The organism is Gardnerella sp. DNF00476 (assembly GCF_049262735.1).
Lineage (GTDB): Bacteria > Actinomycetota > Actinomycetes > Actinomycetales > Bifidobacteriaceae > Bifidobacterium > Bifidobacterium vaginale.
The window spans coordinates 1,092,148-1,110,853 of the sequence record NZ_CP058401.1 but is presented as its reverse complement, the minus strand read 5'-3'; the positions used below and the strand labels follow the sequence as shown (position 1 = coordinate 1,110,853).

Annotated in this window: 16 protein-coding genes; 6 read left to right on the top strand and 10 right to left on the bottom strand. The window is 40.4% G+C overall.

The window, feature by feature from the left end; translation table 11 throughout:
• Window positions 1-122: 122 nt before the first annotated feature.
• The 6 genes from glf to HXT25_RS04400 form a co-directional block, all read right to left on the bottom strand.
• Entirely contained in the window at window positions 123-1,337 is a 1,215-nt protein-coding gene (glf, locus tag HXT25_RS04425; protein WP_174191003.1) for a UDP-galactopyranose mutase, read from the bottom strand.
• 56 nt (window positions 1,338-1,393) lie between these two features.
• Window positions 1,394-2,521, bottom strand: coding sequence for a glycosyltransferase family 2 protein (locus tag HXT25_RS04420; RefSeq protein WP_004116960.1), 1,128 nt, complete (start codon window positions 2,519-2,521; stop codon window positions 1,394-1,396).
• 10 nt (window positions 2,522-2,531) lie between these two features.
• Window positions 2,532-3,413, bottom strand: coding sequence for a glycosyltransferase (locus HXT25_RS04415; protein WP_004116962.1), 882 nt, complete (start codon window positions 3,411-3,413; stop codon window positions 2,532-2,534).
• Window position 3,414: 1 nt separating this feature from the next.
• Window positions 3,415-4,512, bottom strand: a complete 1,098-nt coding sequence (locus tag HXT25_RS04410; RefSeq protein WP_004575007.1) for an acyltransferase family protein — start codon at window positions 4,510-4,512, stop codon at window positions 3,415-3,417.
• Window positions 4,505-6,418 carry a rhamnan synthesis F family protein gene (locus HXT25_RS04405; protein WP_004115812.1) on the bottom strand — a complete coding sequence of 638 codons (1,914 nt, stop codon included), beginning with the start codon at window positions 6,416-6,418 and terminating at the stop codon, window positions 4,505-4,507. Before HXT25_RS04405 ends, HXT25_RS04410 begins: the two co-directional genes overlap by 8 nt.
• Before the next feature lie 88 nt (window positions 6,419-6,506).
• Window positions 6,507-7,793 (bottom strand): glycosyltransferase family 2 protein, encoded by a 1,287-nt coding sequence (locus HXT25_RS04400; RefSeq protein WP_004115814.1) that lies wholly within the window; start codon window positions 7,791-7,793, stop codon window positions 6,507-6,509.
• A gap of 163 nt (window positions 7,794-7,956) precedes the next feature.
• Between HXT25_RS04400 and HXT25_RS04395 the strand changes: the two genes are divergently transcribed.
• A complete protein-coding gene (locus HXT25_RS04395) occupies window positions 7,957-9,651 on the top strand; it encodes a glucosyltransferase domain-containing protein (protein ID WP_004112148.1) in 1,695 nt (564 codons plus the stop codon).
• A 39-nt stretch (window positions 9,652-9,690) separates the two neighbouring features.
• Here the strand turns inward: HXT25_RS04395 and HXT25_RS04390 are convergent, their stop codons facing one another.
• Window positions 9,691-10,662, bottom strand: a complete 972-nt coding sequence (locus tag HXT25_RS04390; RefSeq protein ID WP_004112145.1) for a glycosyltransferase family 2 protein — start codon at window positions 10,660-10,662, stop codon at window positions 9,691-9,693.
• 65 nt (window positions 10,663-10,727) lie between these two features.
• A complete protein-coding gene (locus HXT25_RS04385) occupies window positions 10,728-11,570 on the bottom strand; it encodes an NAD-dependent epimerase/dehydratase family protein (protein WP_004112142.1) in 843 nt (280 codons plus the stop codon).
• Window positions 11,571-11,873: 303 nt separating this feature from the next.
• Here HXT25_RS04385 and HXT25_RS04380 point away from each other — a divergent pair, with 303 nt between their 5' ends.
• The 5 genes from HXT25_RS04380 (at window position 11,874) to rfbA (ending at window position 17,108) form a co-directional block, all read left to right on the top strand.
• A complete protein-coding gene (locus HXT25_RS04380; protein WP_004112141.1) occupies window positions 11,874-12,737 on the top strand; it encodes an ABC transporter permease in 864 nt (287 codons plus the stop codon).
• A gap of 152 nt (window positions 12,738-12,889) precedes the next feature.
• Window positions 12,890-13,561 (top strand): ABC transporter ATP-binding protein, encoded by a 672-nt coding sequence (locus HXT25_RS04375; RefSeq protein WP_373271522.1) that lies wholly within the window; start codon window positions 12,890-12,892, stop codon window positions 13,559-13,561.
• Between the two features lie 57 nt (window positions 13,562-13,618).
• Entirely contained in the window at window positions 13,619-14,653 is a 1,035-nt protein-coding gene (rfbB, locus tag HXT25_RS04370; protein ID WP_004112128.1) for a dTDP-glucose 4,6-dehydratase, read from the top strand.
• 98 nt (window positions 14,654-14,751) lie between these two features.
• Window positions 14,752-16,194, top strand: coding sequence for a sugar nucleotide-binding protein (locus HXT25_RS04365; protein WP_422118719.1), 1,443 nt, complete (start codon window positions 14,752-14,754; stop codon window positions 16,192-16,194).
• A gap of 14 nt (window positions 16,195-16,208) precedes the next feature.
• Entirely contained in the window at window positions 16,209-17,108 is a 900-nt protein-coding gene (rfbA, locus tag HXT25_RS04360) for a glucose-1-phosphate thymidylyltransferase RfbA (RefSeq protein WP_004112125.1), read from the top strand.
• A gap of 57 nt (window positions 17,109-17,165) precedes the next feature.
• Here the strand turns inward: rfbA and HXT25_RS04355 are convergent, their stop codons facing one another.
• Together HXT25_RS04355 and rph are read right to left on the bottom strand one after the other, a co-directional pair.
• Window positions 17,166-17,858, bottom strand: a complete 693-nt coding sequence (locus HXT25_RS04355) for a non-canonical purine NTP pyrophosphatase (RefSeq protein WP_004137929.1) — start codon at window positions 17,856-17,858, stop codon at window positions 17,166-17,168.
• 54 nt (window positions 17,859-17,912) lie between these two features.
• The gene (rph, locus tag HXT25_RS04350; protein ID WP_004112121.1) at window positions 17,913-18,677 is read right to left on the bottom strand and encodes a ribonuclease PH; all 765 of its coding nucleotides are present in this window, start codon (window positions 18,675-18,677) and stop codon (window positions 17,913-17,915) included.
• Window positions 18,678-18,706 lie beyond the last annotated feature (29 nt).

The window sequence follows — 18,706 nt, the reverse complement described above, 5'->3', positions numbered from 1 at the left end:
AAAAGTGTATAAAACTGTTCTGATGTATGTTCTTGAAATAGAATTTAGTCAGTTTAGTTTCATACACTTTTTGATGTATAGCTCTTTATTTTTATTTATTTTTATTAATTTATATTTTGCATTTAGTGAGCAATAAGTGGCGCTACTTGCGATTCGTAAGCACGCAAAGCCATATCAATCACGTTGTGCATATCGTAATAGCTGTAAGTGCCCAAACGTCCACCGAAAACAGTGTTAGACTGCGCTTCAGCAAGCTCTGCATAGCGCGCATACAATGCCTTATCTTCCTCCGTATTCACTGGATAGTAAGGCTCGTCGTCGCGAGTTGCAGCGCGAGAATACTCCTGCCAAACCACAGTCTCCCCAGCTTTAACGCTTTTGCCTGGCACAAAATCAGCATCGCAGCTAGCTTCCCCGCCAACCTCCTCGCGCTCTGGATTAAAGTTCTTAAACTCAATTGCGCGCGTAAACGGAACATCTGCATCCGAATAGTTCATAACTGGGCAGCCAAAGTGGTCGCTCTCCTGGTAACGCACTTCCTTAAAGTCCACAGTGCGCCACTTCAACTCGCCGAGCGCATAGTCAAAATACCTATCAACCGGACCGGTATAAACAACCGGCACTCCAGCCTCTGCCAACGCGTGCTTATTAAACGGCTGCGATTCGTCGAAAAAGTCCACGCCAAGCGAAACGTGAATACGCGGATCGTCAATCATGCGCTGCATCCAAGCTGTGTAGCCGTCCGTTGGCAATCCTTCCCAAGTGTCTTTAAAGTAGCGATTATTGTAGTTAAATCGCACAGGCAAGCGCTTGATAATTCCAGCAGGCAGCTTAGAAGGATCCGTTTGCCACTGCTTTGCCGTGTAATTCTTAATAAACGCTTCATAAAGCGGGCGCCCGATTAAACTAATGCCTTTATCGTTCAAATTCTGCGGATCTTTGCCAGCAAACTCCCCCGCTTGGCTTGCAATCAAAGCCTTAGCTTCTTCTGGCGTATAATGCGCGTGGAAGAATTGGTTAATTGTACCTAAGTTGATTGGCAACGAATACACTTCGCCGTCGTGAGTTGCGTAAACGCGATGCACGTAGTTAGTAAACGTTGTAAAGCGGTTCACGTAATCCCACACGTGCTTGTTGCTTGTGTGAAAAAGATGTGCGCCATACTTGTGAATTTCAATTCCCGTTCGCTCGTCAAAATACGAGTAAGCATTTCCGCCAATGTGACTACGCACGTCAATAATTTCAACGCTTGCGCCAGCGCGTTCTGCAGCCTGCTGAGCTACAGTTAAGCCAAACAATCCTGCTCCAACAACTACTAAATCTGGGTATTCGCTCATTTTCCCACTCATTTCTTGCTTTCTGATTTGCACTTACTCTTCGATTTTTAATTGCATTACTTCATATTTTTGATTTTGTAATCGTAGATTATTTTTTCAAGATTTCTCACACACGCCATAGTAAAACATTGCGCGCGCTGCAAAATCGTAAGCTTTTTAACAGCTGATTTAGCAAATTCTACGTCTTTAACATAATTTTTTTCGTATATTTTTTGGATTTCTGCGTCGCTACTTTTTCCGCCATTAAGCTTATTTTCTCCGCTTTTCAGCGCGCATCGCTCATACCTTAAGTTTCCAACCATTGTGTAGTAGCTTCTTGCTGGCACAACATTGTGCTTTAAGCACAAATCCCAATTTGCTCGAACTGCATCTATATGATCGTGATAAAAGCCCGCGTCTCGCATTTTATGCGTTACGGAATCCTCGCGTTGCAGCCAGTAATACAGCACTTCATCCACATGTGCCACGCAATTCATGCGCGAGTACAGCACGCTTGCCATCGCCGTGTCTTGCGCAAACTTTCCTTCGGGGAATCGCACTCCCTGCCAGATTTCTCGCTTGTAAAGCCTGCACCAATTCGCTTCGTTAAAGTAGCGCGCTTCGCTGTTTTTGCCCAGCTTATTTCCGATTATTCTAAATATTTTGCAAAATACAGTTTGATACGCTTTTAGAGGATTTTTTACGATTTTTATTTGAGTCGCGTTCTCTAAACGCGCGGTTACTTGCGACTTTTCCGCACCAAATCCGCGCGCACTCAAGCCAGATTCTTTTTTAATCTGCTCTAAGCTACTTAGCCCAAATTGACGCCATTTTGCTTTGCTCATACTAGCTCCGCTTTGCAAAATAGCGTTTAGTAAAATCTCAATATTTTTGCAATCTAGAATATCGTCATTGTCTGCAAACGCTATAAATTCCCCACTCACTGCATCAAGCCCTGCGTTTTGCGCACGCGATATTCCGCCGTTTTGTTGGTGTATTACTTTAACTCGCGAATCTTTTGATGCATACGAATCGCAAATTTTACCCGAGTCGTCTTTTGATCCATCGTCTACCAAAATCAGCTCTATGTTTTTGTACGTTTGCGCAAGAATCGAGTCCACGCATCCGCTCAAATATTTTGCAGAATTGTAGACTGGCACGATTATAGAAACTAGCGGATTTTCGTTTTTAGCGTAATTTTCCATTGCTATCCTTTCAAACCGCGTTCTGTTCTGCTTTGCGCATTTGACGAATCTTTTGCTGCCCATCCTTAAATCCGCGTATCATCGCGCGAATTTTCGCAAATTTATTCTTTTCCCACAGCGCAACGAAAATCATATCTCGCACAACTGCACGCAACGACTTAGCATACGAGTATGTTCCCATTTTGTAATCCACTACTTGCATATTTCGCGCTATATAGTACTTGCGATTTGCGTTGTGATTCCACACGATTGGGTGTTTTATAATCAAGTTTATTGAGCGCGCTTTGCCGATTTGGTGTTCCATTATAACGTTTTGGCACTCTACGATTTGCCAGCCATCGCGCGCAAGTCGCCTTGAAAAGTCGAAGTCTACTCCGTCAATTTCCAACCATTCGTCAAATCCGCCGATTTTCTGCCACGCTTCTACGCTTGTTAAGCTTCCAGACGTTATGCATTCGTCTTCGTGGCATTTGCTGTGTAAAATCGTGCCGTCTAAACGGTTTTTTAGCAAAGAGCATACAATTGCGATTTTGGAATTTTTTGAATTTTTTTGATTTACAAGACTTCCCTGATTTTCCAGGATTTTCTTGTATTCGCTAATCATGTTGCTTGGCACAACAGAATCGTCGTTAAGCGTTAGAACCCAGTTGAAACCTTGCGATTTTGCCCATTCAAACACTTGCGTTAATGCTTTTGCAAAACCAATATTTTGACTGTTTTTAACTAAAGTCACGTTTGCGTATTTGCTTACAACTTCTTGCAAACTTTTAACATTTTTAGACGCATTGTCTACGATTATTACACGCTCTACTTGATTGCATAGCGCTTCTAAACACGTGCTTACGTCTGTTAAAGTTGGATTATAGGTGATTATTCCAGAACAAATACGCATGTTAGTCCAAACTGCGATTCTTGCTGCCGATTTTCACCCAACATTTGCTCACAAAACCAACAATCAAGTTTGTAAAACGCTTGAGTATTACAGAAAGCACAAGAATCACCGCAAACTCTGCGATTAGCAATCCGTATGCTTGCCAGCGATTAAGCCACACTGGATATATTACTGTAAACACTTGCATTATTAACACATGGTGTACCAAAAAAATCGGGTACGAATATGCGGATATAAATTTTGTACACGCGCTTAATGGCTTAAAACTTTTAACAAGTTCACCAATATAAGAAAGCAGCAAAAATGCTAATATTCCTACAATCGTAACGGCAATATTTCCTTGTAAAACATGCGTTAATTGTTGCAATGCAAGAATCACAAAAGATACTGCAGCAAGCCAACAAGGCACTTTTTTAATAAACTTTACAAAAATCATGCCAAATACTAATTCTGGCAATCTTGTTGTTAAAAGAATATCAGACGGTACTCGCGGAATCTGGTAAAAAGTAAAGAACACAACTGTTGCAGCGTATAGAGCCAACACAACGCACACAGTTGTTATTGGCATTTTATTTACGCCAACTCTTAAAAGTGGAAACACTATGTAAAACAGTATTATGAACCCTAAGAACCATTCGCCTAGAACATAAAAAGTACCTACGCCGAATGCAGAAGCATAACCATCCATTCCAAAAAGCGAAAAAATTGCTGTTATTTTATGCCTTGGTACAAAAATATATCCATTATTGCGAATAAACAATAAAATATTCGCCACTATGAATGCTACCCAAAACATTGGGTATAGTGTTTTTGCGCGCTTTGTGTAGAATGTGCGCAAATCCAGGCTTTCTCTATCGCCATAGTTGTACATAAGAGCAGCGCCAGAAATAATCAAAAATAGCGATACTCCTAATCCACCAATGTAGATTCCAAACGGTCTATTTACGAAGAACCGCATTGGCTCCAAATATGGATTGTTAAAATGAGTTACAACAATCAAAATCGCAGCTATTGCGCGAATCCAATCCAAGTAGAAAAGTCGCGGTTTTTTTGCGCGCGTAAGTTTTGTCGCAGCTGTATTTACGCTTATATCACTCATCTTCTTTACCTTTACGACCAATGTGCACAATTCTTTGACCTATGTACAGTGTTTTATAGAAAACTCGCTTTGCAATACTCTTTAATACTCTTAAAGCAGCGTAACGGAATCGCTTTCCGCGCATTACTTCTCTACAAGTTTCTTCCAAATTGCGTTTAATCCATGGCGTGCTCACAGATTTTGATAGTTCTCGAACATCGAATTCTAGGTTAGTCATTTCTATTCGCGCAAAGTGATCCGAGAATATGTATGCGTCATAATATCCGTTGGATTGCGGCACATACCCGTATGCTCGCTCTATAAAGTGCAACAACGTTCCGTCTATTTTTAGCGGTTCTGCTGGAAAATCTTCGTAAGTCCACTTTCTATCCAATAGCCCACGCATAGCTTTTGTACGGAACCAAAACATTGTGCCAAGCGGAGCTATAGCGTCTTTGTTTTCGTCTAACGGAACGCTAATTCCTAACGTTTTTTCTAGGAATTTCTTTGTGCCTTCAAAGTTTGGACCCCAAGTGTATGTAAATCCTGGGAAATAGTCCGCATGATTTGGCGGCGTTGGCATTGCCATTCCAAGTCGCGGATGCGTTTCAAACAGATTTATAACGTTTTGCACATACTCTTTACTTGCAAGAATATTTTCAAAACACTTGTAAGCAAATCCGTCGCCTATGCTTCGAGGCGATAATTGCGTGACTTTTTTATCGTGAGCAAAGCATACGTAATCGTACTTCATAAGATCTGCGCCGCCGCCCACTAAGAATGCGCTCACGTCTCTACCGCGATTTTCAATTAACCGCACGTCTACGTCATATGGAAGATGTTCCACACGCTGTTTCACAATTTGCTGGTTTTCTTTCGATCCTACAGTTAAAATAACGTCACATCCTTGCGGCATAGACTGAATATAGTGCAAACTTTTATCTAGCAAATCCATGTAATACAAGTGCATACACAACGCGACTTTTGGCTTAGCCGTAGATTCTGATGTAGCTGTTGACGAGTTTTCTACAACATGATTTTGCGGCAAAATGTATCGCAAATGAAGATTCTTCATCAAATCTGCCATATTCATGCTTCGCAAAGCATTTTCCCAAATCAAATCCGTGTTGTAATCTGTGTGGTCTTTCAAATACTCGTATAAGTCTAATGCTTGGTTTCCAACAGATTGCGTAGAAACGTCGGAGTAATCGTGGAAGAAAGACCTGCGCTTAAAAATCGGGCATCGCTTGTATTCCACAATCTGCCTTGCAGCATACGTTATTGGGCCATAAGAATAGCCTTCTAAATCACTCGTATCAACGTATACAGACCACTTGTATCCCTTATCTGCAAATCGCTTTGTAAATACTGATTCATGCAATCCAACAGACTCAAAGTAGCTGTTGATTGGTGGAAGATTGTTCCAATAATCCTGAAAATCTTTGGATTGAACAAAGCTTTTCCTGTATGCGTGAAAATGCGATTGAATATGCTCTGGCAAATATCCGTACGGACTGTATCCAAACGGATCTCCATTAACTTTATGGAACTTTGTTATGCCCCAAAAATCAAGGTCTTTTGCGTTCATAGCGTTAAACATTTCGCTAAACGGATAAACTGGACCCATAATCGTAGCGTTAAATAGCACTACTTCGTCAAACTTTTCCAACTCTGCCCAACCGTAAGAGTCCATTGCAGTTTTGTACGCCCACACGTCAAAACCCTTGTTTTCGCGCAAAATAAACTTGTTCGCGTAACCTTTAAGCATCGCTTTGCTTGACTCGTCGATTTTGCCATTAACTACAATCGCAAGCTCGTTAAAGAATGGTTTGAATCCGTCAAGCAGCGTAGACACATAATGGTCTGCGTGACCTTGCGCATCGTAGAAGAAGAAAATGCCCAAGCGCTTTGGATTTTCCAAAATCATGTTATCTCCTGATTTACCCTTAATTATCCTTGATTATTCTATTGTGTAATTTTGTATTTTGTTTAATCTCAAATTTATTTTTTAGACTTTATTTATCATTCTTTGATTTAGTTAAGTTTTTAACCATATTTTTTATCTTTTTTGCAAAACGCTTATACACTGGCATTGCATCGTAACGTTTTTGCGCTTCAATTTGCAAACGTTTCTGTTCTTCTTCATATTTTTGCTGATGAACCTGCATAATATGCAAAGACATTAAGTCTACTTGCTTATCGTAAGTTGTGTTTTGTTTGTCTTTAAAACTATCTGGTTTAATATTTCTATAAACGTTAAGAAGAACATCACACACTGAACCGTGTTTTATTATGCAATCGCTTTCTACAACTTGATTCATAAGGTCTACAAGCTTTTCTAGCACAATTGAGCACGCGCGTTCTAATCCCCATGTTTCAATAACAGCGTTTATGGCTTCTTGAAAATCCTCGACTTTTAGTCTTGTAAAGAACTCATCTTTTACTATTTTTAATCCACGATTATCAAACCAGCGTGAGGCTTCTTCAATGGTTTGCTTGCGACTTTTCATCGAAGGCTCTTTAGCAAAATCATTAGCAAAATCGTAAACAGCGCTTACAACATCTTTAACACTTCGTTGTTCTACAGTAAATTTTTCAACGCTTATCTTAGATCTTCCAGAAATTCCTCTGCCAATATGGTATTTAAGCGCGCGAAACGCTGTTAAGTCTTTTAAAGTTTGAGCAAAGGCTGCAATAGCGAAATATTCGTAAGCATCTTCTGCTTTAGAAAGTCGTGTTGAAACTGTTTTTTTAAACGCATCTCGAACTAAGTCACCTTTAAAAAGCGCTGTTATAACATTCCAAGGTGTCCAATGCGGAAAATCACTAGAAAACGTTGATTTAATAATATTATCGCCAGTTTGATCACCATTATTTTGCGCATACATTTGATCGTAGCTGTATGCAAAATCTTCATCTGATTTGCCTTCTGGGTGAATAGAAACACCAAAATGCAATATATCTGCAGGATTATTAGTAACGTATGAGTAGAGAACTTCGCAAGCTTTAAGATCAATCTCATCATCTGCGTCAACAAAAAGAACGTAATCACCGCTAGTCGACTGAACACCAGTTTTACGCGCAACATGCCTACCGCAATTATGATCTTTAGCAATAATTTTTACTCTAGAATCTTTATGCTCATAATCGCGCAAAATTTGCAAAGTATTATCTGTACTAGCGTCGTCAACAACAATAATCTCAATGTTTTTAAAAGTTTGATTAACAAGTGAATCCATGCACTGCTTAATATACGGCTCCTTGTTGTACGCAGGAACCACCACGGAAATTGCAGGATTCATAAATCGTCTCCATTGCACACTAATCGGTAAAATAGCACAAATCATATCTATTGTACTACTAAACACAATCAGTTTTTAGATTGTTGTCACGCATTAAAATCTTATAGTATATTTTTTAGTGACAAGTAGCACATGCATGTCAAACACATAGAAGGGTTGTAGTATGAATCAAGCAGACTCTAGTTGTATTAAAGAATTAAACACTAATCAACTACAAGATTCAGCTACACTTGCAAAATGCGGCAAAAAAAGCAACTCAACTAGCACAACTAGAGCAATTATAGAAAAAACGTATTCCTTTAAAGACTTCATTGATTTTTGCAAATCTAATGTTGCAGAACTTGCAATAAGCGCGATTTTTTTGATTATTGCATACGGTCAAAAAGCTTTTTCTAACACTTTTTCTATAGACACAGAAGAAATGATCTCTAGATCTAAGGCTCTTTACAATTCTTGGATTCGCCTAGAACGCTTCGGCTTGCTGGCTTTTAAGTACGTTACAGGAAGATACTGGTATAACAATTCATTAGCTGGAATCTTAATGATTCTTGCGCTTTTTGCTTCCGCAACAACATGGGCATACTTGTTTAGCAAAGCGCACAATTTGGGCGCAAAATTCCACCCAGCTTTATTTATGATTCCTTTTATAAGCGCTCCTATTCTTGCAGAAATGCTTGGATTCTTGCTTATGGGAGATGACGTAGCTTGTGCGCTAATGTTTGTTAGCATGTCGCTTATGTGTGCGCATAACGCGTACCAAAATCGTAAAGAACTTAAAACTCTTTTAGCATACGCATTAATGGCACTTATTTTTGCGATTTTTGGTTTTACTCTCTACTTAGCAATGACTACTGTTTTTATTGCTGGAACAGCCATGATTACACTAATAGTTAAGGGCGACTATGCATGCAAATTCAAGAACATAGTAAGCTACGTTTTTACGTATATTTGCGTGTTTATAGCAAGCTATGCATGCTATGTGATTTTGAATAAAATTGTTATCGCTACCAACCACACCTTCACAGATCCGTACATTAAAGAACAAATGCGTTGGGGTAAAGACCCTATAGCAAAAATCATTCATACTATATTTTTGCATGCAAAAAACATGTATCTAGGAAGAACAATATTCCATAGCGTATTTATAACAATTGCATTAATCGCTTTAGTGTTATTAACTATTGTTCAAGTGATTCGTAAAGAGCTTAACGCTTTTACTATTATTTTTGCTATTGCTATAGTTGCAAGCCCTATGATGATGAGCGTAATACTCGGCACAGCAGGCACGGCTAGAACGGAACTAACATACCCGCTTGCTGGCGCTTTTTCATGCATGTATTTGTTGCATTACATTATGCAATTTAGCAAAAAGACTTTAACAACGATTATTGCATGCATTCTTCTTGCAATTATTGGATTAAGTCAGTCGTTTACAGTAAATCGCTTGTATTACACGGAATACATGACTTATAACCAAGACTATTACATTGCTCAAGATGTTGCTAGAAGAATAGAAGTACTACAAGCAAATCATAAAAATCCTCTTAAAGTAATATTCGTTGGCAATCACATAGCAGACTACAATCCTAGTGAATTTAAGTCAAATCAGCTTGAACTTATTGGACGATCAATGTTTGAGATTGGATTCTCAACTCTTCACGGCACATGGGTAAAAACTGGTTTCATACGCTCAACTACTGGATTTAAAATGAAAAATCCTGTATTAGAATCCGTTTATATAAACGCAGAAAAGGCCGCACAAAATCTGCCTTCTTGGCCTTCGGATAAATGCACTACTGTTTTAGATAACAAGTATATAGTCGTAAAATTCTCTGAACCAATGCAAAATAAGCACTAAATAGTAGTTAAGAATTTAGATACCTAAATATATAAATATCTAAATAGTAGTTTCAATCTCGTAACGTGGGCGATGCTTAGATTCCATGTAAATCTTTCCAATATATTCGCCCACAATGCCGATTGAAAGCATAATCAATCCGCCAATAAACCACATTGAGAACATAACAGAACCCCAGCCAGCAACTGCTTTTCCTTGCACAACAGAAGCTATTACATAAACAAATACGCATAGTGAAACTAAAATAGACGCGAATCCTGCAAATGTTACAAAACTCAAAGGCTTAGTAGAAAAAGATGTAATGCCATCTATAGCAAACGAAATCATCTTTTTAAGCGGATACTTAGACACACCAGCTTTGCGCTTACCACGCACATACTCAACTTTTGTTGACTTAAAGCCAATAGATGGCACTATACCACGCAAGAAAAGATTAACTTCTTTATATTCCAAAAGAGCCTTCAACGCATTCTTGCCCATAAGTCTATAATCGGCATGATTCGGAACTGTTTCTGCGCCCATCCATCTGAAAACACTGTAAAAAGCTAATGCAGTGTTGCGCTTAAACCACGTGTCTGTTTCTCTAGACGAGCGAACGCCATACACAACCTCGTAGCCTTCCACATATTTTGCAATAAATTGATCAACAACATCAACATCGTCTTGCAAATCGGCGTCCATGGAAATTGCAGCATCGCAACCCGATTTATATGCTGTAGTTAAGCCAGCAAGCAAAGCATTTTGATGACCACGATTATGCGCAAGCTTTACACCGCCAAAAAGCGAAGGATTCGACTGGTGCAAATCGCAAATAATATTCCAAGTCGAATCTCTAGAACCATCATCCACAAAAAGAATACGGCTATAATCCGAAATAATCTTATTTTCAATAAGAAAAGTAACTTTGCTTAAAATAATACTAGAAGTCTGCGAAAGAACAGGCTCCTCGTTGTAGCAAGGAAGAACAAAATATATGCATGGGCACTTGCTGTTTTGCAATGTTTCACGCAATGTTAATCCTTTCTAAAAACCATAATTTAGCATTAAAAATCCAGAAAAGTTACGATTTGCAATAACTATTTTAGAAAATCACTCATAATCTTTTGGATTTTGCTATTATCTCCCCAAACTGCTGGAGAATCGTAAGGCCTATCTGGGAATGCGCCATACTCAAGCGAAATATCAAGATTATTCTCGCGAATGTAACGTTCAACGCGGTCTGCAAGCGAAACAGGCTCCCCCGTGCAGCAATTAATTACGCCATTTACTTTATCTTGTAAAACGGTTGCAGCAATTTGCTTAGCTAACACGTCTACATTAATAAAGTCGTATTTGTTTTTGCCAGTAGTAAACGGAAAAGTCTTCTTTCCTTCTTGAGCAGCTTGAAGAAGCTTAGAGAAAATAGAGTTTCCACGAGCGTCGTCGCCAACAATGTAGTATGCGCGAATCCATTGAACAGTTGCATCATACTCTTTACCCAAAAGCAAAGTAGCTTCACGCAAAGCATTCTTAGAAATGCCATACATAGAAGCTGGCTTGCAAGGCGTGTTCTCGTCAATAGCACCCTCCCAGTAGCCAACTTCGTGCATAGAACCCATAACAGCAATCTGCTTTAAGCCACCTTGAAGCATAATACGAATAAAGCGGTAATGGTTCGATAAATCTTCCATATGCGTGTCTGCAGCATGCTTAAAACCGTTGCGCCAAGCCATGTGCAAGCAAACGTCTGGAGACCCAAGCTTTGCAAACAAATCAGCATCATCGCTAAAAATATTCGCTTCAATACGCGTTGCGCGCTCATCAACACCATCTAAACGCAAGTCGGAAGCAATTACGCTAGCGCCTGCATCTAAAAGAGCTTTAACAACGTGACGACCAATATACCCACCAGCACCAGTAACAAGAATTCGCTTACTCATAATTTTTCAGTTTAGCAGCGTATAAAAACTTTCAAACATGCCAAAATAAATAGAACAATATAAGCACAAAATAATCACATAAAAATCACAAAATAATCACAAAATAATCACATTAACAACTAATCTAAAAGCTAAAATTATTACATATAATGATGAACATAATATCTCGCATAATACTGCTCACAATACTGCGCATAATTTAACCAAATATTTAGCCAAATATTGAATCAAATCAATCCCCAAATGTAAACTTAACAAAGTTATATGTGCATACACACTGCAAATTTTGCAAGAAAGGCAGCGATGACAACAAAGTCTGACGCCATCTATCACCCTGGTAGAAGCAAAGGTTTGATAGACATTCCAAGGTACCTTTATTTGCTTGACTTACTTGTAAAAAAAGAAGTACGAATAAGATATCGCGGTTCGTGGCTCGGTATGGCTTGGACGTACGTAAAGCCAATAACGCAATTTGTAGTGTTCTACGTTGCAATGGGAATTTTCTTAGGACTTGGCCGCGGAGGCGGAATTCAAGCCTACCCACTGTACCTTTTTAGTGGAATTATAGTAACAAACTTTTTTGTAGAAGCATTCTCTAATTGCACAAGATCAATACTTTCTAATGCTGGCTTAATACAAAAAATCTATCTTCCTAGAGAACTATTCCCACTTGCATCGCTACGAGTTGCTTTTGTGCACTTTTTCCCACAAGTAATCGTGCTTATAATCGGAGCTTTATGCATGGGGTGGATTCCAGATTTTGCAGGCGTAATAGTGGCAATAATCGGATTTATTAGCGTGTGTACGTTTGCGTTTGGTCTTGGATTATTCTTTGGAGCAATAAACGTTTTTTACAGAGATGCAGAAAATATTACAGACTTAGTAGCAATGGTTGCCGTATGGCTTGCGCCGTGCTTCTACACATGGCAAATGGTTGCAGCCCACGCACCACGATGGGTTTTAGAGATGTATTATGCAAATCCTATTGCAATAAGCGTTGAAGCATTCCACCGCGGATTCTGGCTAAATGCCACAGATCGCACTTTCCAATTTGCAGGAGCTTGGTCTTTAAGACTTTGCGAAAGCCTTGTAGTCGCATTTGCTGTACTACTTATTGGCGAAGTTACATTTAGACATCTTGAAGGCAAGTTTGCTCAAGAAATTTAAGCTTACTAAGATTTTGTGGATTTTACTTTTAAGAGCAGCAGGAGTTATATATGAATAAGCCTTATAACACACTTCCAGAAGACGTTGTGTTAAGCGTTTCCAACGTTACTAAACGATTCTCGCTGCGAGCAAATCATTCGATTAAAGAGTCGATTGTAAACTTGCTAACACCGCCGTCTAAAAAGCACGAGACACAAAACTTTACAGCTTTAAGCAATGTTAGTTTTACTATTAAACGCGGCGAAACTGTTGGACTAATAGGCATGAATGGATCTGGAAAATCTACTATGCTTAAAATGCTTTCTGGAGTTATGCAACCAGACGAAGGCGAAGTTTGTGCGCGCGGAAGAATCGCAGGACTAATCGAAGTTGGAGCAGGATTTGCTGCCGACTTAACTGGTCGCGAAAACGTGTATCTTAACGGCGCAATTCTTGGAATGACAAAAGAAGAAATAGACGATAAATACCAATCAATAGTAGACTTTAGCGAAATAGAGCCTTTTATGGATACAGAAGTTAAGTTCTACTCTTCTGGAATGTTCTTACGATTGGCGTTTTCTGTAGCAGCGCACAGCGATCCAGACATATTCTTAATCGACGAAATTCTTGCAGTTGGAGATGAAGCTTTCCAACACAAGTGCATTACTAGGCTTAAAGAGCAGCAAAAACGAGGGCAAACAATGGTAATTGTTTCGCACAGCGAAGATCAAATTAAGCAACTTTGTTCTCGCTGCATAGTGCTGTCTCATTCACACATGATTTACGACGGTCAAGCCGAGCCAGCATTTAACGCAATGCGAGAAAGCTTAAACAATAAAGCATAAACAACAATCTTAAACAATAATCAAAACTAAAAAGCAAAAGGCATATAAGAGGATATTATGGAAAACATGAGTAACACAACAAACTTTGAGCCAAAAAACATAATTGTAACTGGCGGATGCGGCTTTATTGGGTCTAATTTTGTGCACTACGTAGTGAACAATCACCCAGAAACGCACGTAACGGTACTAGACGCGTTAACGTACGCCGGAAATATTGAAAACATTGCAGGATTGCCAGAAGATAGAGTTGACTTTGTTCACGGCAATATTTGCGATGCAGAGCTTTTAGATAAGCTCGTTCCAGGGCACGACGCAATTGTGCACTACGCTGCAGAATCACACAACGACAACAGCATTGCAAACCCAGAACCATTCCTTAAAACCAATGTTGAAGGAACTTTTAGACTACTCGAAGCAGTTAGAAAATACGGGATTCGATACCACCACATCTCTACCGATGAAGTGTACGGAGATTTGGCATTAGACGACCCAGCTAAATTTACAGAAGAGACGCCATACCACCCATCCAGCCCATACAGCTCCACAAAAGCAGCAAGCGATATGTTGGTACGCGCATGGACTCGCACATACGGTTTGCACACAACAATCAGCAATTGCTCAAACAACTATGGACCATATCAGCATGTTGAAAAGTTTATTCCGCGCCAAATCACAAATATTTTAGAAGGCATTAAGCCAAAGTTGTATGGTCAAGGCTTAAACGTTCGAGATTGGATTCACACAGAAGACCACAGCAGTGCTGTTTGGACAATCCTCACAAAGGGAGAGCTTGGAAACACGTACTTGATTGGCGCAAATGGCGAGAAAAACAATATAACAGTTTTGCGCATGATTCTTGAAATGATGGGCAAAGATGCAGACGACTTTGACCTTGTAAAAGATCGCCCAGGCCACGACCGCCGCTACGCGATTGACAGCACAAAGCTACAAACACAGCTTGGATGGAAACCAAAGCACACAGACTTTACAACAGGCTTAGAGCAAACAATCAAATGGTACACGGAAAATCGCGCATGGTGGGAAGGCGCTAAAAGCGCGACTGAAGCAAAGTACAAAGCTCAAGGGCAGTGAATCGCCTAAAAGTCAAGTCTGCTTGTATACAAATTGTATGCAAATCTAGCCAAAAATAGTCATAAATCTAATCAAAAATAAAGAATTTGTAGGATGCTATGGAATTTGAAAAAGAACTAAGCGTTACAAAAACCAATATTCCAGGTTTAATCGTATTTGATCTTCCAGTACACGGAGATAACCGCGGATGGTTCAAAGAAAACTGGCAGCGCGCAAAAATGACGGCTCTAGGTCTCCCCGACTTTGGACCCGTACAAAACAACATTTCGTTCAACGAAAAACGCGGAGTAACCAGAGGCATCCACGCAGAGCCATGGGATAAATACATAAGCATTGCTACTGGCGAAGTATTTGGCGCATGGGTAGATTTAAGACCAGGTAAAAGCTTCGGTCAAGTGTACACAACCACACTAAACCCTAGCAAAGCAATCTACGTTCCTAGAGGCGTAGGAAACAGCTTCCAAGCTTTGCAAGATGGCACAGCATACACTTACTTAGTAAACGCACATTGGTCACTAGAGCAAAAGAAAACATACACTTTTGTAAACCTTGCAGACCCAGATCTACACATTAATTGGCCAATACCTTTAGAAGAATCCGAGCGAAGCGAAGCAGACTTACACCACCCAATGCTAAAAAACGCAAAGCCAATGGCATCAAAACGCACTCTTGTAACTGGATGCAACGGTCAACTTGGTCGCGCAATACAAAATTATGCTCAAGAGAATGATTTAGAAGGATTTGAGTACGTAGACTTAGATAGCTTCGATATAGCAAATAAAGACGATTACAGCCGCTACGACTGGGATTTGTACGGAACGATTATTAACACAGCAGCATACACGTCTGTAGATGGCGCGCAAACGCCACAAGGGCGAAGAGCCGCGTGGAATAGCAACGTTAAAGGAGTAGCAAATCTTGCAAAAATAGCGCAAGAACACCACATTACTCTTGTGCACATCTCAAGCGACTATGTTTTCGACGGCACTCAAGAAAATCACAAAGAAAACGAAGACTTTGCACCACTAGGCGTGTACGGCGAAACAAAAGCTGCAGCAGATTCTCTAGTAGCCAACGTTCCACAGCATTATATTATTCGCTCAAGCTGGATTGTCGGAGAAGGACGAAACTTTGTAACGCGCATGATTGACTTTGCAAACCGTTTAAAAAATGGCGAATCTGTTAGTGTTCAAGCGCCAATAGATCAAACTGGCAGACTCACTTTTGCAAGCGACTTAGTAAAAGGCATGTTCCATCTTCTAAACACTCAAGCACAATACGGAACATACAATCTTACAGGTTCAGGAAAAATCGCGTCTTGGCACGATATTGCTCAAAAAGTGTTTACACAACTTAATGTAGACACAAGCAAAATCGAAGCAAATCGCGTAGACGATTACACGCGCATATCTAATGGCTCTCCTAGACCACACAAGTGCGCACTTGACTTGCAAAAAATCGAGTCCGCTGGATTTACGCCATGCGATTGGGAAGATTTGCTTGAGTCTTACGTAAATAGAATTGAACAAAACAACAAGTAAAGGATGTTTCAAAGATGAAAGGCATTATTCTTGCTGGCGGTTCTGGCACACGCCTATACCCACTTACTACAGTAACGTCTAAGCAGCTTTTGCCAGTTTACGATAAGCCAATGGTGTATTACCCTCTTAGCGTGCTTATGATGGCTGGAATCCGAGATATTCTTGTGATTTCTACTCCTCAAGACTTGCCGAATTTTGAAAGGCTACTTGGAAGCGGAGAACAATTTGGAATCAACTTATCTTACAAAGTTCAGCCATCGCCAGACGGTCTTGCTCAAGCATTTATACTCGGAGAAGAGTTTATAAATGGCGATTCTTGCGCGCTCGTGCTTGGAGACAATATATTCTACGGAAATGGCCTGGGAGCTATTTTAAAGCACGCTGCACGCGTAGAACACGGTGCTACAGTATTCGGCTACTACGTAGACGACCCAGAAAGATACGGCGTTGTGGAATTTGATGAAAATCACAAAGCCGTTAGCATAGTAGAAAAACCAGAACACCCAGCATCGAACTATGCTGTTACAGGATTATACTTCTACGATTCCAGAGTTACAGAGTTTGCAAAACAAGTTAAGCCAAGCGCACGCGGCGAGCTTGAGATTACGGACCTTAACAAAATGTACTTAGAAAATGGCTCACTAAACGTTATGACTCTTGGTCGCGGATACGCGTGGCTAGACACTGGCACAATGGACTCGCTTTACGAAGCTGGCGAATTTGTGCGCACAATAGAGCGAGCGCAGGGACTGCCAATCGCAGTGCTTGAGGAGATTGCGTACGAGAATCAATGGATTAGTCGCGAGCGTTTGCTTGAGTCTGCAGAAAAATATGGTAAAAGCAATTATGGCAAGCATTTAAAGCAGGTTGCTGAAAATCGCATTATCATATCTAAAGATTTGTTCACAGATTAAAAATCGCAAATCCAATTTTACAAATCAGATAGTTTACTTCTGGTTTGCTTAGTTTATTTACTTAGTTTGCCCAAGGAACATAGCTTTTAACTCTGGCAAAAGCGCTCGTAACGCACTGCCCCTGTGTGAAATGGCGTTCTTCTCTTCTTGACTAAGCTGAGCACTTGTCAAATCCTGCATTTGAATGCCATTTCTAACAGGCTGATTATCTGGTACAAAAAGCGGATCGTAACCAAAACCATTCTCTCCGCGTGGAACTCTAATCAGTCTACCAACCATTTCTCCAACGCGAACAGTTTCAAAACCATTTGTTTTCCACATACTGTTTTCAAGTTCTGTTTCACCACAACCCTTAGGAATAGCTAAAGCTGCAGCACAGCGGAATCGTGCTGTTCTACACTGATCTGGAATGTCTTCAAGCTGTTTAAGCAAAAGCTCATTATTCGCCTTATCATCTCCATGAACACCGCTCCAACGCGCAGACAATATTCCTGGAGCAGCTCCGAGAACATCTACAATCAAACCTGAATCATCTGCTATTGCAGGCAAACCAGTTCTTAAAGAAACATCTCTAGCTTTGATTAACGCATTTTGCTCAAAAGTCACGCCTGTTTCTACTGGATCTGGAAGCCCCAAAGAGCCAGCAGTAACAAGCTCAATATGCTCCGACATTTCCGCAAACTCTTCGTTAAGAATCCGCTTAATTTCAACGAGTTTACCCTCATTATGCGTTGCCACAACAAGTTTCACGCTCGCCACTCCTTAGTAATTTATCGAATAAACAGATATAGATATAAACTTTATTTAATTTTGACTTAAAGCAGCGCGCTGAGCAGCCTGAAGCTCACGATTACCTTTAGCTGCCAAATCAAGCAAAACATTAAGCTCATCGCGATTAAACGGGCGATGTTCCGCAGTGCCTTGAATCTCAATAAAATTGCCAGAACCAGTCATAGCAACATTCATATCTGTCATTGCTTGACTATCTTCTACATACGGCAAATCAAGCATTGGAGTGCCATTAATCACGCCTACAGAAACAGCAGAAACAGAGTCTTTAAGAACGTTTTTAGCACTACGAATATGCTTGTGCTTTTCTGCCCAATTTAGCGCATCTACAAGAGCAACATATGCGCCCGTAATCGAAGCTGTACGCGTGCCGCCATCTGCTTGAAGAACATCGCAATCAATTTGAATCAAACACTCGCCCATTGCCTTCATATCTATAACACCTCTAAGGCAGCGACCAATAAGGCGACTAATCTCGTGCGTGCGGCCGCCGATTTTGCCCTTAACAGACTCGCGATCAGTGCGCTCGGCAGTGGCTCTTGGAAGCATTGAGTATTCGGCTGTAACCCAACCTAAACCAGTGTCTCGTCTCCAACGCGGAACTCCAATAGTAAAAGTGGCAGTGCACATAACGCGCGTGTTACCACACTCGATTAAAACGGAGCCTTCTGGCACGTTTGTAAAATTGCGCGTGATTTTTACTGGTCGCAACTCGTCTACATCTCTGCCATCAAAGCGAATAGGTTTTACAGATTCCAACATATCCTTAATTTGAGCCATAATTCAACAATCTAGCACGCGGCATTAAC

What these genes read in the sequence shown, in the direction of transcription:
- rfbB (WP_004112128.1), top strand. Translation starts at nt 13,619, where the DNA reads ATGGAAAACATGAGTAACACAACAAACTTTGAGCCAAAAAACATAATT.
- HXT25_RS04365 (WP_422118719.1), top strand. Translation starts at nt 14,752, where the DNA reads ATGGAATTTGAAAAAGAACTAAGCGTTACAAAAACCAATATTCCAGGT.
- HXT25_RS04410 (WP_004575007.1), bottom strand. Translation starts at nt 4,512, where the DNA reads ATGAGTGATATAAGCGTAAATACAGCTGCGACAAAACTTACGCGCGCA.
- HXT25_RS04380 (WP_004112141.1), top strand. Translation starts at nt 11,874, where the DNA reads ATGACAACAAAGTCTGACGCCATCTATCACCCTGGTAGAAGCAAAGGT.
- rph (WP_004112121.1), bottom strand. Translation starts at nt 18,677, where the DNA reads ATGGCTCAAATTAAGGATATGTTGGAATCTGTAAAACCTATTCGCTTT.
- HXT25_RS04415 (WP_004116962.1), bottom strand. Translation starts at nt 3,413, where the DNA reads ATGCGTATTTGTTCTGGAATAATCACCTATAATCCAACTTTAACAGAC.
- HXT25_RS04405 (WP_004115812.1), bottom strand. Translation starts at nt 6,418, where the DNA reads ATGATTTTGGAAAATCCAAAGCGCTTGGGCATTTTCTTCTTCTACGAT.
- HXT25_RS04385 (WP_004112142.1), bottom strand. Translation starts at nt 11,570, where the DNA reads ATGAGTAAGCGAATTCTTGTTACTGGTGCTGGTGGGTATATTGGTCGT.
- rfbA (WP_004112125.1), top strand. Translation starts at nt 16,209, where the DNA reads ATGAAAGGCATTATTCTTGCTGGCGGTTCTGGCACACGCCTATACCCA.
- glf (WP_174191003.1), bottom strand. Translation starts at nt 1,337, where the DNA reads ATGAGCGAATACCCAGATTTAGTAGTTGTTGGAGCAGGATTGTTTGGC.
- HXT25_RS04395 (WP_004112148.1), top strand. Translation starts at nt 7,957, where the DNA reads ATGAATCAAGCAGACTCTAGTTGTATTAAAGAATTAAACACTAATCAA.
- HXT25_RS04400 (WP_004115814.1), bottom strand. Translation starts at nt 7,793, where the DNA reads ATGAATCCTGCAATTTCCGTGGTGGTTCCTGCGTACAACAAGGAGCCG.
- HXT25_RS04420 (WP_004116960.1), bottom strand. Translation starts at nt 2,521, where the DNA reads ATGGAAAATTACGCTAAAAACGAAAATCCGCTAGTTTCTATAATCGTG.